Source organism: Magnetospirillum sp. 15-1 (genome assembly GCF_900184795.1).
Lineage (GTDB): Bacteria > Pseudomonadota > Alphaproteobacteria > Rhodospirillales > Magnetospirillaceae > Phaeospirillum.
Genome location: NZ_FXXN01000011.1, coordinates 1 through 14,390, shown reverse-complemented (window position 1 = coordinate 14,390; position 14,390 = coordinate 1). Strand labels below are relative to the sequence as shown.

The window sequence follows — 14,390 nt, the reverse complement described above, 5'->3', positions numbered from 1 at the left end:
CCATGGAGCCCCCCCTCTCTTCCTCCACCTTGGTCGGCTTGCGCCGCACCCTGCGGCGCAACGGCTACCTTCCGGTGCCGATCTCGGATGCCCACCTGTCCATCAAGGCCGCCGGCAAGCGGCCCTTGATGCGCGGCTGGGAAACCCTCTGCGCCGTTGCCGACGAGGCGGAGATCGAACGCTGGGCCAACAAATACCCGGACAGCACCAATACCGGCCTGCTGTGCGGCACCATCGTCGGCATCGACATCGACGTACCGGTCGAGCAACCGGCGGCGGAGATCGAGCAACTGGCCCGCGACATGCTGGGCGACACGCCGCTGAAGCGCATCGGCCGTGCCCCCAAGCTGTTGCTGGTGATGCGGGCGGCCCCGGCATTCGACAAGATCCAGACCCCGGAACTGCTGCTGCCCGACGGCACCAGCATGCGCGTCGAGATCCTGGCCACCGGCCAGCAGTTTGTCGGCTTCGGCATCCATCCCGACACCCAGCTCGACTATGCCTGGCCCGACCACTCGCCGTTGGAGGTGCCCGCCAGCGATCTGCCGGTGGTCAGTGCAGAGCAATGCGCGGACTTCATCGCCGAGGCCGAGACGGTACTGCGCGGCCTCGGCGGCCAAACACGGGCCGAAATCAAGGGGACAGAACGCGCCGGACGCAAGGCGGCAGGGCTTCCGGTGGGCGCCATCGCCGCCGGTGTCGAGGCCGCCCCCGACCGCGAGACCGTCACGTCCGCCCTGGCCCACATCCCCAACGACGACCTGCCCTACGACGACTGGATCAAGGTCGGCTTCGCCCTGTATGCCGGCCTGGGATCGGACGGGGCCGATCTGTGGGAAAGCTGGTCGGCCCAGTCGGCCAAGAACGATCCCATTGCGACAGCGGACAAATGGCCCGGCTTCGCGGCGGGCCGCAGCATCGGCGTCGGCTCTCTGTTCTGGAGGGCCAGGCAGAATGGCTGGGAACGCCCCAAAGCCGCCCGACCCCGCACACCCCGCCAGAGCATGAAGCGCGACTGGGCACCGTCCGGCCGCCCCACCATCCGCATTACCGCCGGCGATCTCCCCCGCGTGGTCAGCGAAGGCGAGATGGCGATGATGAATGCCGACCTGCCACTCTATCAGCGCGGCAGCATGGTGGTGCGCCCGGCCTCGTCCGCCGTTACCATCGCCGACGGGCACAAGGTCAACGCCCTGCGCCTCGTCGTCGTCAACCGCCACCATATTTCCGAGGCCATGACCTTCGCCGCCAATTGGGAGCGGTTCGACGCCCGCGCCGAGGATTGGGTATCGACCGACTGCCCCTTGCGCATCGCCGACACCTATCTCGCCCGCGAAGGGATGTGGAAGCTGCCGGTGCTGACCGGCATCATCAATGCTCCGACGCTGCGCGCCGATGGCTCGTTGCTGGACCAGCCCGGCTATGATGCCGCCACCGGCCTGCTGTACGATCCGCAAGGGAGATTCTTCCCCACCATCCCCGCCCATCCGGATCGCGGTCTGGCGCTGTCGGCCCTGCGTTTCCTGCGCGGCGTGATCGAGACCTTTCCCTTCGTCACCGGGGCCGACCGGGCGGTGGCGCTGTCGGGGATGCTGACCGCCACCATCCGCCGCTCGCTGCCGGCGGCACCGCTGCACGGCTTCAACGCTCCCACCGCCGGATCGGGCAAATCCCTGCTGGTCGACATCGCCAGCATGATCGCCTCGGGCCGCCCCGCTGCGGTCATCGCCCAGGGCAAGACCGAGGAGGAAATGGAAAAGCGCCTGGGCGCCACCCTGATCGCCGGTGACCCGCTGATCTCCATCGACAATTGCGAGATCGGCCTCGGCGGCGAATTGCTTTGCCAAGTGCTGACCCAGCCCATGCTCAAGGTCCGCCTGCTGGGAAAATCGCTCAATATCGAGGTGCCCAGCACGGCAATGGTGTTCGCCACCGGCAACAACCTGACCGTGGTCGGCGACATGACCCGGCGCGCCATCCGCTGCACCCTGGACGCCGGGGTCGAGCGCCCCGAGCTGCGCGAGTTCGACCGCGACCCGGTCGCCACGGTCACCGCCACCCGTGGCGATTACGTCGCGGCGGCGCTGACCATCCTGCGCGCCTTCCACCTCGCCGGCCGCCCGCAGCAGACCACGCCGCTGGGTTCCTTCACCGAATGGTCGCGCTGGGTCCGCGACGGGTTGATCTGGCTGGGCGAGGCCGACCCTTGCGCCACCATGGAGGAGGTGCGCGGCGCCGACCCCAAGCTGGAGGCCCTGACCACGGTGATCGAGCAATGGCACACCCATCTCGGCAGCCGCCGCGTCTCGGTCAAGGAGGTGATCGATGTCGCCACCGACCAGGCTCCCGGCCTTTATACTCGCGGGGACTTCATCAACCCCGAATTCCGGGAAGCCCTGCTGGCGGTGGCCGGCGACGGCGGCGCCATCAACGGCAGGCGCCTGGGCAAATGGCTGTCCGCCAATCAGGGCCGCATCGTCAACACCATGCGGATCGTCCCCGACGGCATCATCTCCGGGATCTCCCGCTGGCGGCTGCGGGGAAGCAGCGACGAAGCAGCGCAATCCATGACCCCCGCCTCCAATATCCGTCCGTTTTCCCATCACCAGGGCTGACCCCTGCTGCCAAAGGCGCTTTTGCACCGCCCCCTCCGACGTTGTATAGTCGCCACCGGACCAGGAGATGGACATGGATCGCGAGCAGGTCATGGCGGCTTTGCGGGCTCACGAAGCGGAACTGCACCGCTTCGGTGTGGCGCATCTGTATCTGTTCGGCTCCGTCGCCCGCGAGCAGGCGCGAGCCGACAGCGATGTGGACCTGTTCTTCGATACCGACAATCCCCGTTTCAGCCTGATCGAACTGGTGGACGTCCAGGAGCAGGTCAGCCGTATCCTGGGCACCGAATCCGACGTCATGACCCGGGCCAGCCTGCATCCGATGCTTCGGCCCCGGATCGAAACAGAAGCTCTGCTGGTGTTCTGAGATGGGACGTACCGTCCTGCTTCGCTTGACCGACATCATGGAGGCGATCTCCGGCATTGAAGCCGTCATCGGCCAAGCCAGCTTCGAAAGCTATGCCGACACTTGGGGTATGCAACGTGCCGTCGAACGCGGACTGGAAATCATTTCCGAGGCCAGCCGCCATATTCCCGACAATCTTAAGGAACTGGCCCCGGACATTCCCTGGCGGCAGATTGCCGCCATAGGCAACCTGCTGCGGCACGAATACCAGCGTACCGACATGCGGGCGACCTGGAACATCGTCGGCGAACATCTGCCCCCACTGGCGGCCGCAATCCGACTGTTGACGGCGGAAGCAGAGCGGCAGGAGCAAGGGTGATCCCGCGCCGTTTTTCATGATCGTATCCGAGGCGGACGAAATCGCAGCGATCACGGCACGGCTGACGGCTCTGGATGCCGAACGCGCCGATCTTGAATCCAGGCTTGTCCGTCTCCGGACCGGCGAAGCCAACCGTCGCGCCACGGTTACCGAACAATCTCCAACGGCCCGCGTGACCGGCGCGTCCCCTCCCACCACCAAGATTGCCCTGTTCCGCTCGCTGTTCCGGGGACGCGAGGATGTCTTCCCCAAACGCTGGAGCAATCCGAGAAGTGGCAAGTCGGGCTATTCGCCGGCCTGCGCCAACGAATGGATGCCCCGCCTGTGCGGCAAACCGAAGGTCAAATGCGGCGACTGCCCCAACCGGCACTTCCTGCCCGTGACCGAAGCCGTCATCACCCAGCATCTGCGTGGCGAAGGGCTGGACGGACGGGACTTCATCATCGGCGTCTATCCGATGATGGCGGACGAGAGCTGCTGGTTCCTCGCCGCCGATTTCGACAAGAAATCATGGCGGGACGACGTCGCCGCCTTCCTGGAAACCTGCCGGATCAAGAACATCCCTGCGGCATTGGAGCGATCCCGATCCGGCAACGGTGGCCACGTCTGGATCTTCTTCGCCGAGCAGATTCCGGCTGGGTTGGCCCGCCGGTTAGGCGCCCATGTCCTGACCGAGACCATGGAGCGCGCCCCCGACCTCGGCTTCGATTCTTACGACCGCTTCTTCCCCAACCAGGACACCATGCCGGCGGGCGGGTTCGGCAACCTGATCGCCCTGCCCCTGCAGCGACGCCCCCGCGACGCCGGCAACAGCGTCTTCCTGGATGACCAATTCGAACCCCATCCCGATCAATGGCGATACCTGTCGGGGGTCCGAAAAATGACGCTGGCGGAGGTCACCGCCCTGACCGACGAGGCCAGCCGCCAGGGCCGCATCCTCGGTGTTCGCCTGCCCATAGACGACGATGACGAGGAGCCGTGGCTTGCGTCGCCATCCCGGCGCAAGCCTGAGGCTCCGGTCAGCGGCCCCTTGCCGGAAACGGTCGACATGGTCCTGGGCAATCAGGTCTACATCGACCGCACCGCCCTCCCCCCGGCCTTGGTCACCTTCCGCGCCCCTTCTTCTGAGCGAAGGGATACCGGATGAAACTCCTGCCCACAATTCCGGCAGAAATGTATCGCGTACAGACGCTTGCTTGCCGATTCGGGGTCGAAGACTTGGCCGTCGAACACGATGCGGCGCTGGCCTTGAGGTTCCAGTGTTCCGTGCAGCTTGCCAGCCCCGCTGATAAATTGGTGCAATTTGAACGCAAAGAACGGACGATCCGCGCCACACCCAGTCCGATCCCACTCGGTACGGCTGGCCGACAGCAAGCAATTGCGAATGGCGGAGGCCGCTGTGTCGGGTGTCGCTCCGGACTGTTCGGCCAGTGCTTGCGTCGCATCTGCCAGCGTCATCGGCTTCGCGCGCTCCCATTTGCCATCGGAACGAACATTCAGGCCAAGAGTGGTCTCTATCCAAATAGCCAGGGGGTGCTGGACAATCTCGGTATCCGTAGTCTTTCCACCGAAGGCATGCTCGACGGATTCCTCTATGGCGGGGCCCAGATCGGCACGCACGGTTTCCGCGGTTCGGCTCGGATCTGTCGCCCTGGCCAACGTCTCCTCGATGACGTCAGCCCGGCCAATGGCCGTGGCAAAAAGAGTGGAGGCGACATCGGCAACAATCTTTGCCCGCGTCTCCTCCGTTCCCCCACTGGCCATGGTCGCCGAAGTGCCGATGCATTGGAGACCGTCTCCCGGAGCAATTAACCTCTCGCGCACCCGACGCACCAGCATGGCGACGTCAGCCCCCTGACGGCCCCGATAGGTATGCAGCTCATCGAGAACCAGGAAGGACAGACCTTCACAATTGGCCATCACCTTACGGTCGATATCGTCCTGACGAGTCATAAGGAGTTCGAGCATCATGAAGTTGGTCAGCAGGATATCGGGCGGATTGGCGGCGATCCTTTCCCGCTCCGCCCGGCCTTCCTGACCGGTGAAACGGGCAAACGTAACAAGCGGAGATTGCTCCCCCAGAAATTTTCGCAGCTCACCGAACTGGCTGTTGGCCAGAGCATTCATCGGATAGATGACGATGGCCCTGGTCCGTGCCGGCTCGCAAGCGGCCCTCCCTCTGATCACTGCGTCGATGATGGGGATGAAGAAACACAGGGACTTGCCCGACCCGGTACCGGTCGTGACCACGAAGCTGCGCCCCCGATGCGCCAGGACGATGGCTTCGCGCTGATGGCAATGCAGGGCAAGGGTTCCGTCCGCCAGATCGGGAGCAGCAAATATGTCGGCGCATTCGGGGCTCAGCACATTACCTTGGACAAGCTCGGCAACGGAACCACCAGACTTGAATCGGGGGCTGATCTGAAGCAGCGGCTCCGGCCAGAAACGGCGCCCGGCATACAGTTCATCCAGACGCCCGCGGATATCCGTAGCCTTGACCTTGGTGAACGAGCGGGCAAAACGCTCGTAATCCTCGATCACCGTTCTGTTGAGGTCGAATATATCCATGGCGTTCTGGTCCATCTCATCCAGATTCCATACTCTCCCGGAGCAAAGAAGGTGACAAGAACCACTTTCTGATGTGCAGTGCCTCTGAAGCTCCAGACCGAGGTTCACCGTGGCCCCCCGAGGAACTTTCCGGAAACTCCAGCATCCGGCGATCCAAAGTCCGGGGGCACATTATTTCATCTGGAAACTCTAACTCAAAACGATCGGTTTCCCGGGGGCACATCAACCGGCCAAACCCCGCCAACGCCCGCCGGTGGATTTATTGACATGGCATTGACCTGCCTTGGAAGTTTCATCCGGCCGTAAGTAGAGCCTTGGGCGAAGTTACGCCGTGTGGCGCGGTCTGAGCAATGGGGCCGGGCTCGGAGCCCCGGAGGGGCGGAGAGGCCGGCCCCATTGCTTTGAGTTTGGCAGCGTGGGCCGCCGGTGTCTGGTAGCCCAGGGCCGAGTGCGGCCTGGTCGTGTTGTAGTCGGCGACCCAGGTGGCGATGACGGCGCGGGCCTGGGCCATGCTGGTGAACACCGTTTCGTTGAGCAGTTCGTCGCGCATGCGGCCGTTGAAGCTCTCGACGAATCCGTTCTGCATGGGCCTGCCGGGGGCGATGTAGTGCCATTGCATGCAGTGGTCCTGCGCCCATTTCAGCACGGCGTTGCTGGTCAACTCGGTGCCGTTGTCGGACACGATCATCTCCGGCTTGCCGCACCGGGCCACCAGCGCCGTCAGCTCGCGGACCACCCGTACGCCCGAGATCGAGGTGTCGGGCACCGAAGCCAGGCACTCCCGCGTCACGTCGTCGACGATGTTGAGCACGCGGAAGCGCCGCCCGTTGTCCAACTGGTCATGGACGAAATCCAGCGACCAGCGGGCGTTGGGCTTGGCCTCCACCAGGATCGGCGCGCGGGTGCCGATGGCCTTGCGCCGAGTGCGGCGCTTTGGCGCACCGNCAGCCTTCCTCGCGGTAAAGCCGGTAGAGNNGCGGGTGATCCCTGACGACTACCCCGTCGCGCCGCAGCAGGATGAANCAGCCGTCGATAGCCGAACCGGCGACGCTCCTGGGCAAGCCCGCGCAGGCGGTCGCGCAAGGCACTGTCGTCCGGCCGGATCGAGCGGTAGCGGATCATGGTGCGATCCGCTGCGATGACCGAGCAGGCCCGACGCTCGCTCATCTCGAAAGCATTCCGCAGATGGGCGACAGCTTCCCGCTTGGCGGCGGGCCCTACCATTTTTTTCCCAGAAGATCGCGGAGCGCGGCCTCGTTCAGCATGGATTCCGCCAGCAGCTTCTTCAGCCGGGCGTTTGCTGCGCTGCCCTTCGGGTCTCATCCTCAAGCGCCTTCAGCCGCCGCGCCTCCGACACCTCCAGGCCGCCATACTTGGCCTTCCATTTGTAGAAAGTGGCGCTCGAAATGCCGTGCCGGCGGCACACATCCGCCGTCCCCGCCCCGGCCTCCTGCTCCTTCAGGATGCCGATGATTTGTTCTTCACTGAACCTGCTGCGCTTCATGTCGTCCGTCCTCTGATGGGCCGGACTCTACTTCAAACTGGAGGAAGATTTCCAAGGCAGGTCAGGAGAGGAAATCAGACTCGGCCCGCTCCAGGCATCCGCCATCAAGATCTTGCACGATCTCAGCAAAACGTCGTCCCCTTGGATAAGCGAGCGGGCACTCATGGGCATGCTTGACGGGAATTGCCGCCGCTTCCGGGACGTTTTCAAGCATAAGAACATTGATTTTCTGTTCGTGCGTGACCGCATTCGCGGCATCCGCCTCAACATCTGAGACAACATTCAATTGTCAAGGGGCTGCGTTGGGGCTGTGAAGTCCCAACGCAGCCCCCTACTGGCCCCCCATCCAGATTCCGGAATTACGCCATGCTCCCGCCAGAGTTCACGCAGCGGAGCATGCCGACATGGCCGAACAATTTCTCTGCCAGAAGCAACTGGCAAGACGGTGGGGGATTTCCCACCGCACCTTGGAGAACTGGCGCTACCGGGGGCAGGGCCTGCCGTTCCTGAGGCTGGGCGGCAAGATTTTCTACAAGATTGAGGAAGTCGAAGCCTACGAGGCCCGTCAGACCCAGCCCGGCTTCGGGCTGAACGTTCTGTTCGAGGACGTTGGCGTGGCCGAATTGAGGGCGGGCCAATGACCTCCCCCATGACCATCCCGGCCTTCCAGTCCTGGTTCGCGGGCGCCGTTCCTGGGGACGGCCTTATCTACCACCTGGGCCTGCTCGGTCTCGACCGCGCCCGCGGCCCGTCGTCCCTGCCCGAAGCGGCCCGCTCCCAACTCGACCGTGTTGCCGCCCGCGCCCTGGCGCTGGCCGAGGACGGCCGCCTGCTGCTGGTTCAGCGCCGCGTCGCCGAAGACCGCATCGCCTACATCGCCATCAAGGCGAGCGGCGACAAACCCCGGAGGATCTGACCATGACCATCCCCAATCGCCCCCGTCTCGCCGACATGATGACCATGCCGGTGGGCGAAATCGCCAACCTTCCGCCGGACATGCTGTCCCTGCTGCAGGAAGAAGCCGAGCAGAACCTGCGCCTCGCCAAGATGCAGAAGGACTGGCTCGATGGCGTGCTGGACCGTCGGTACGCCCCCATCGCCGCCGAATTGCGCAGCCGCGACGGCAAGGACACCGGCACGGTGCGCTTCGAGGACGGCGCCGTCACCGTGGTGGCCGATTTGCCCAAGAAGGTGGAATGGGACCAGTCGCTGTTGGCAGCGACCGTGGAACGCATTCGTGCCGCCGGTGACAACCCGACCGAATACGTCGACCTCGCCTTCAAGGTGCCGGAGCGCAAATACGGCGCCTGGCCGACCCACATCCGCGCGGCCTTCGAGGCCGCCCGCACGGTGAAGACCGGCAAGCCGACCTTCACCCTGAAGTCTAATCCCCCCTGAGACAGCGGCGGGGCAGCCCGACCCGCAAGGGCGGGCAAGGCTTCCCTTCGGCGCCCGGTCAATGCCCCGCCGTCCCCCCTTTGAATCGGAGAATCCCATGGCCGTTCGCATCATCACCGCCGACGAGCGCCTGTCCGCCGCCGGCAACAAGACCTCGGTGGCCATCTTCGGCCAACCCGGTGTCGGCAAGACCTCGCTGCTGAGGACCCTGCCTCCCGCCCAGACCGTCTGCCTGGACCTGGAGGCCGGTATGAAGTCGGTGCAGGACTGGTCCGGCGCCAGCATCCCGGTGCGCAGCTTTGGCGACTTCCGCGATCTGGTGGTGCTGATCGGCGGCCCCGATCCGGCGGTCGATCCCAACGCCTTCTACAGCGCCCAGCACCACCAGCATGTGCGCTCGCTTTATGCCGGCAGCGGGGTGGAGGAGTTCCTCGCCACCATGCCGGTGATCTTCGTCGATTCCATCACCGACCTCACCCGTCAGGTCATGGCCTTCGCCAAGCAACAGCCGGAGGCCTTCTCCGACCGCACCGGCAAGCCCGATATCCGCGGCGCCTATGGCCTGCTGGGCCGGGAAGTAATCCAGGCGCTGAAGCACCTGCAGCATGCGCCGGGCAAGACGGTGATCTTCGTCGGCGTGCTGGAGAAGATCACCGACGAGTTCAACGCCACCACCTGGCAGCCGCAGATGGAGGGATCGAAGGCGGGGCGCGAACTGCCCGGCATCGTCGATCAGGTCATCTCCATGCACCTGTTCGCGGCCGATGCCGAGGGCAATTGGCTGCTGGACGAAAAGGCCACCGAGCGCCGTCTGGTCTGCCGCTCCGGTAACCCCTACGGCCTGCCCGCCAAGGATCGCTCCGGCCGCCTGGAGATGACCGAGGCCCCCGATCTCGGCGCCCTGCTGGCCAAGATCAACCGCATCCCCGCCTGATTGAAAGGAATCCACCCCCATGTCCTACGATCTCAACGATGCCCAGCCGCAAATGATGCCCACCGGCGAACTGATCCCCGACGGCACCTTCGCCAAGATCCGTCTGTCCATCCGCCCCGGCGGTGTCAACGGCTCGACGCCCATGGATGCCGGGCTGCTGAAGGCCGCCAGCGAGAGCGATGCCAAGATGCTCGACTGCGAATTCACCGTGGTCGAGGGGCCGTTCGTGCGGCGCAAGTTCTGGCAGAACTTTACGGTGGCGGGCGGCAAGCTCGACGACAAGGGCCAGTCCAAGGGCTGGAACATCTCCAAGTCGTCGTTCCGCGCCATGGTCGACAGTGCGTTGGGCCTCAATCCCAAGGATATGAGCGAGGCGACCAAGGCCAAGCGGCTGATCCAGGGACTGAAGCAGTTGGACGGCATCACCTTCGCCGCCCGCATCATGGTGGAACCGGCCAGCGATCCCAAATACCGCGACCAGAACCGGCTGGCCAACGTGGTGCTGCCCGACGAGGCCCAATACGCGGCGATCATGAAGGGCGAGGCGGTCGATCCCGATCCCATCAACGCCAAGCCACGCAAGCCGGTGGCGAACAGTGTGGCGAGCAACGCCCCGGCCTGGGCCACCGATGCCGCCCCGGCACAGGCGTCCCAGCAGGCTGGCACGGTCCCCTGGAACCAGCAGCCCCCGCCCGCCACCCAGCAACCCGCACCGGAGCCGGCGGCCAATAATGGTCCGGCTTGGCTCAATGGCTGATGGAGATGCCGCTCGCCCTCGGGCGGGCGGCCCCACCATGACGGACGATGAATGGCAGGCGCATGTGACGCGCCAGGCGGCAAAGGCGATCGGCGAATGGCTCGAAGCCCGCGGAAGACTGCACCAGCCCATCAGGGCGCTGGTCCTATGGGAGCTGGAGGCCATGGCCACCAACGCCATCGGCAGCTTCATCGTGCTGGCCTCGCAGCGGATCAAGGCGGAGCCCGATCAGCACCCGGACCTGACCCGGCTCTTGCTGGGCTGATCCTTTGCGTCGTCTGCGGCCGAGAGGCCAGGGGCTTCGGTTACGTCCACCGTCTGCGCCACGACGACTTTCCCCATTACGGGTTCTGCTCTCGCCCCTGCCAACAGGCCGGTGCAGAGATCGCCCGACGGAGCAACGGCATGATCGACAAGACCGCCCGCGAAACCCAGGCCATCAAGGATGCTCGCCACCCGTTCGCCGAGGCGCTGACTGTGCTGGGTCTGATGGCCCATTTTCATCACCGTTCTGCTTCCGACATCGACCGCCTGATCGAAGCCGCCGTCACCGGCTATGTCGAGTCCATGCAGCGCCAGGCCGGTGTCCAGGAGCGCAGCGGCACGCCATTCGACGATCCCATCCCGTTCTGAGGCCACTGCCATGCTCGATCTCAACCATGGCTCCGGCTGCCAGTACCAGGCTCCCGCCCGCGATCCCGGCATCACCGTGGCGGTGAACGCCGCCATCGATGCCGCCCTGGTGGTGCGCAACCGGGCCCAGGTGGCCCGCCAGTATGTCAGCACCTCAGGGTTAGGCCGTGAATGCCTGCGCCAGATCCAATACGACTATCTCGCCGTGCCCAAGGATGATGGCCGCGACTTCGAGCCCGCCACCTTGCGGATCTTCGAGGCCGGGCATCGCGGCGAGGACGTGGTGGCGGCTTGGCTGCGGGCCGCTGGCTTCGATCTGCGCACCGAGCGCCGCGATGGCCGGCAGTTTGGCTTCTCGGTGCTGAATGGCCGTTTCAAGGGCCATATCGACGGCTGCCTGGTCGGCGGCCCGGTGGCCATGGAATACCCCGCGCTGTGGGAGAACAAGGCGCTGGGCGTGTCGTCGTGGAAGGACGTGGTCAAGCGCGGCGTAGTGCTGTCCAAGCCGGTCTACGCCGCCCAGCTTGCCCTCTATCAGGCCTATATGGAGCTGCCGGCCCCGGCGCTGTTCACCGCGCTCAACCGCGACACCTGGGAAATCCACTGCGAGTTGGTGCCGTTCGACGCCGCCTTGGCCCAGACCATGAGCGACCGCGCCGTCCAGGTGGTCCAGGCCAGCGACGCCCACGAATTGCTGCCCCGCGCGGTCGCCGAACGGACCTCGGTGGTGTGCCGCGGCGGCAAGACCTCGGCTGGATGGCATTCGTCCTGTTCTTGGCAGGATCGCTGCTGGGGCGGCTGCCGATGAGCGACATCACCCCCTCGGACAATCAGGCCCGCGCCATCGCCACCATCCGCCAATGGTTCGAGACCGGGACGGAGCAGCAGCCGGTGTTCCGGCTGTTCGGCTTCGCCGGCACCGGCAAATCCACCGTGCTGAAATTCGCCCTCGACGATCTGGGCCTCAGCCCCCATTCCGAGGATTGCCCCGGCGTGGTCACCGCCACCTTCACCGGCAAAGCCGCCCTGGTGCTGCGGCGCAAGGGCACTCCGGCCCGGACCATCCACAGCCTGATCTACAGCGTGATCGAGGCCACCGAGGAGGAGATCGAGGAAGCCCAAAAACGGATCATTCAGGTCGAGATCGACGCCCGGTCATTGACCGGCTTCGACCGCACCGCCGCCGAGGCCGCCATCGAGGCCATGCGCCAGTCCATGCGGGAGATGAAGAAGCCGCGCTTCGCTCTCAATCCCGACAGCCCGGCGGCATCGGCCAAGCTGATCGTGCTGGACGAGGTGTCCATGGTCGGCGAGGAGATGGCCCGCGACCTGATGAGCTTCAAGCGCCCCATTCTGGTGCTGGGCGATCCCGGCCAGTTGCCGCCGATCAAGGGCGAAGGCGCCTTCACGCAAGCTACCCCCGACATCATGCTGACCGAGATCCACCGCCAAGCCGCCGAGAGCGCCATCATCCGCCTCGCCACCATGGCCCGCGAAGGCCAGCCCATCGGCTTCGGCCAATACGACGACCATGCCTGGAAGATGCGGATGGCCGACGTTACCCCCGACCAAGCCCTGCGCGGCGGCCAGGTCATCTGCGGCAAGAACGCCACCCGCTTCCAGCTCAATAACGCGCTCCGCCGCGCTGCGGGCTTTGGCGGATCGTTTCTGCCCACGGGTCCGGGCGAGAAGATCATCTGCCTCAAGAACCAGTCCGATCTCGGCCTGATCAACGGGATGTTCGTGTCGCTGGCCGACATCGTCGATGAAGGCAGCCTGTATTTCTCAGCGATGGTCACCGACGAGGACGGCAACCCCATCGGCCCGCCCGCCAGGGACGGCAAGCCGGGGCGCCTGCTGCTCTACAAGGGCCATTTCGCAGACCATGTCGCCCTCGACCCGAATCGCCATGACCGCGATTGGCGCGACAAGAAGAAGCTGACCGAGGCCACCTTCGGCTGGGCCATCACTTGCCACAAGGCGCAAGGCTCGCAGTGGGAGAACGTCGTGGTCTGGGACGACGGGTTGGGCCGCACCGAGCAGGACCGCCGCCGCTGGCTCTACACCGCCATCACCCGCGCCGAACGGGGATTGGTGATCCTGGCATGATCGACCTCAATGACGTCTGGCAGGCACCAGCCCGGCATGATCTGGATGAGATCCGCGACCGCCTGGCCGCCACCGCGCAGGATTGGCTGCCGGGGCTATTTCCGCAGGCGCGGTGGTCGCAGGACCGGCGGACGCTGCGCTGTGCCGATCTGTCGGGGCGCAGCCCCCGCAAGGACGGTTCGTGCATCATCCATCTTGTCGGCCATCATGCCGGTTGGGGCTTCGATCATGCCACCGGCGAAAGCGCCGGTCCCATCGACCTGATCCACCACGCCACCGGTCTCGCCGACCGCGACCTGTTCGAGGAAGCCGCCCGGTTGGCGCGTCTTGACCAGCCGGCCCCGGTGCGTCCGCCAATGCCGAAGCCGACCCACGACCTGGAGATCGCCCGTATTCTCGGCGGTGTCCAGCCGCTGGCCGGAACCATCGGCGAGACCTATCTCCGCCACCGTGGTGTCGGCGACCCAGGTTCGCCCGATCTGCTGTTCCACGACGATCTGGCCGATTTCGACAGCCGCCGCGGCTGGCCGGGGCTGGTGGGCATCGTCCGCGATGGCSATCCTCGATGAGCAAGCCGTTCACGTTTACGTGGATCGGAATTGTGTGGTGCTGGTAAGGCCCCGCCGGGCAAGAAGATGCTGGGGCCGGTGGCGGGCGGTTCCGTGCGCTTGTCCGCCATTCCCGCCGATGGCCATCTCGGTATCGGCGAGGGTATCGAGACCGCGCTGTCGGCCTGGGCCATCTTCGGCATCCCCACCTGGGCGGCCTTGTCGGCGGGCAATCTGCGCGACTGGCAATGGCCGGAAGGCATCCGTCGCGTCACCATCTTCGCCGATGCTGGCGAGGCTGGTCAGCAGGCCGCCGCGGCCCTGGCCGAGCGGCTCACCGCCGCAGGTATCCTGTCCACCATCATGTCGCCCCTGCATGGGGACGACTTCAATGACGATCTGCGCAAGGGGGCCGCCGCCCCACATTATAATAGTGACTCGGTCGCGTCCGATCAGCCGCTGCCGCCGACCGGCTTCGACGATCTGTACGCCGCCGCCCTGGCGCTGACCTTTCCGCCCGACATGGGCGATCTCGGGCGGCTGCTCGGTCACGTCGCCCAGGCCCGCCTCGATCCGGTCGCCGAGCGTCAGGTGCTGAC

The 14,390-nt window shown here is 65.5% G+C and carries 17 protein-coding genes and 1 pseudogene; 15 read left to right on the top strand and 3 right to left on the bottom strand.

Annotated elements, in window-relative coordinates; translation table 11 throughout:
- Positions 1 to 2: 2 nt before the first annotated feature.
- From CP958_RS00900 to CP958_RS00885, 4 genes are all read left to right on the top strand, one after another.
- Positions 3 to 2,615, top strand: coding sequence for a PriCT-2 domain-containing protein (locus CP958_RS00900; RefSeq protein WP_096700144.1), 2,613 nt, complete (start codon positions 3 to 5; stop codon positions 2,613 to 2,615).
- 73 nt (positions 2,616 to 2,688) lie between these two features.
- Positions 2,689 to 2,982 (top strand): nucleotidyltransferase domain-containing protein, encoded by a 294-nt coding sequence (locus CP958_RS00895; protein WP_096700177.1) that lies wholly within the window; start codon positions 2,689 to 2,691, stop codon positions 2,980 to 2,982.
- Between the two features lies 1 nt (position 2,983).
- The gene (locus CP958_RS00890; RefSeq protein ID WP_096700143.1) at positions 2,984 to 3,340 is read left to right on the top strand and encodes a HepT-like ribonuclease domain-containing protein; all 357 of its coding nucleotides are present in this window, start codon (positions 2,984 to 2,986) and stop codon (positions 3,338 to 3,340) included.
- A gap of 16 nt (positions 3,341 to 3,356) precedes the next feature.
- Entirely contained in the window at positions 3,357 to 4,487 is a 1,131-nt protein-coding gene (locus CP958_RS00885; protein ID WP_197706321.1) for a hypothetical protein, read from the top strand.
- On the opposite strand, the gene CP958_RS00880 is transcribed toward CP958_RS00885, so the two are convergent.
- The 3 genes and pseudogenes from CP958_RS00880 to CP958_RS25680 form a co-directional block, all read right to left on the bottom strand.
- Complete coding sequence (locus tag CP958_RS00880; protein ID WP_096700142.1) at positions 4,409 to 5,923, bottom strand: DEAD/DEAH box helicase; 1,515 nt, start codon at positions 5,921 to 5,923, stop codon at positions 4,409 to 4,411. The genes CP958_RS00885 and CP958_RS00880 overlap by 79 nt on opposite strands.
- Before the next feature lie 277 nt (positions 5,924 to 6,200).
- A pseudogene (locus CP958_RS00875) lies at positions 6,201 to 7,412 on the bottom strand (IS3 family transposase).
- A gap of 61 nt (positions 7,413 to 7,473) precedes the next feature.
- On the bottom strand, positions 7,474 to 7,698 hold the full coding sequence (locus CP958_RS25680) for a hypothetical protein (RefSeq protein ID WP_141400370.1): 225 nt from the start codon (positions 7,696 to 7,698) through the stop codon (positions 7,474 to 7,476).
- A 118-nt stretch (positions 7,699 to 7,816) separates the two neighbouring features.
- On the opposite strand from CP958_RS25680, the gene CP958_RS00870 reads away from it, so the two are divergent.
- The 11 genes from CP958_RS00870 to CP958_RS26760 all read left to right on the top strand — a co-directional run.
- Positions 7,817 to 8,053 (top strand): helix-turn-helix domain-containing protein, encoded by a 237-nt coding sequence (locus CP958_RS00870; RefSeq protein WP_096700141.1) that lies wholly within the window; start codon positions 7,817 to 7,819, stop codon positions 8,051 to 8,053.
- Positions 8,050 to 8,328 carry a hypothetical protein gene (locus CP958_RS00865; protein ID WP_096700140.1) on the top strand — a complete coding sequence of 93 codons (279 nt, stop codon included), beginning with the start codon at positions 8,050 to 8,052 and terminating at the stop codon, positions 8,326 to 8,328. The genes CP958_RS00870 and CP958_RS00865 overlap by 4 nt, the downstream gene beginning before the upstream one ends.
- Before the next feature lie 2 nt (positions 8,329 to 8,330).
- Positions 8,331 to 8,810 (top strand): hypothetical protein, encoded by a 480-nt coding sequence (locus tag CP958_RS00860; RefSeq protein WP_096700139.1) that lies wholly within the window; start codon positions 8,331 to 8,333, stop codon positions 8,808 to 8,810.
- Between the two features lie 97 nt (positions 8,811 to 8,907).
- Entirely contained in the window at positions 8,908 to 9,744 is an 837-nt protein-coding gene (locus CP958_RS00855) for an ATP-binding protein (RefSeq protein ID WP_096700176.1), read from the top strand.
- Between the two features lie 19 nt (positions 9,745 to 9,763).
- Complete coding sequence (locus CP958_RS00850; protein ID WP_096700138.1) at positions 9,764 to 10,501, top strand: hypothetical protein; 738 nt, start codon at positions 9,764 to 9,766, stop codon at positions 10,499 to 10,501.
- Between the two features lie 37 nt (positions 10,502 to 10,538).
- Positions 10,539 to 10,766 carry a hypothetical protein gene (locus CP958_RS00845; protein WP_096700137.1) on the top strand — a complete coding sequence of 76 codons (228 nt, stop codon included), beginning with the start codon at positions 10,539 to 10,541 and terminating at the stop codon, positions 10,764 to 10,766.
- Between the two features lie 140 nt (positions 10,767 to 10,906).
- Complete coding sequence (locus CP958_RS26770) at positions 10,907 to 11,134, top strand: DUF6511 domain-containing protein (protein ID WP_242442672.1); 228 nt, start codon at positions 10,907 to 10,909, stop codon at positions 11,132 to 11,134.
- A 10-nt stretch (positions 11,135 to 11,144) separates the two neighbouring features.
- The gene (locus CP958_RS00835; RefSeq protein WP_096700136.1) at positions 11,145 to 11,942 is read left to right on the top strand and encodes a hypothetical protein; all 798 of its coding nucleotides are present in this window, start codon (positions 11,145 to 11,147) and stop codon (positions 11,940 to 11,942) included.
- Positions 11,891 to 13,243: an ATP-dependent RecD-like DNA helicase gene (locus CP958_RS00830; RefSeq protein ID WP_242442671.1), complete on the top strand. Its 1,353-nt coding sequence runs from the start codon at positions 11,891 to 11,893 to the stop codon at positions 13,241 to 13,243. Before CP958_RS00835 ends, CP958_RS00830 begins: the two co-directional genes overlap by 52 nt.
- Positions 13,240 to 13,812 carry a hypothetical protein gene (locus CP958_RS26765; RefSeq protein ID WP_242442670.1) on the top strand — a complete coding sequence of 191 codons (573 nt, stop codon included), beginning with the start codon at positions 13,240 to 13,242 and terminating at the stop codon, positions 13,810 to 13,812. The genes CP958_RS00830 and CP958_RS26765 overlap by 4 nt, the downstream gene beginning before the upstream one ends.
- 30 nt (positions 13,813 to 13,842) lie before the next feature.
- Positions 13,843 to 14,390: toprim domain-containing protein (locus CP958_RS26760; RefSeq protein WP_242442669.1), on the top strand; the 548-nt coding region annotated here is incomplete at its 3' end.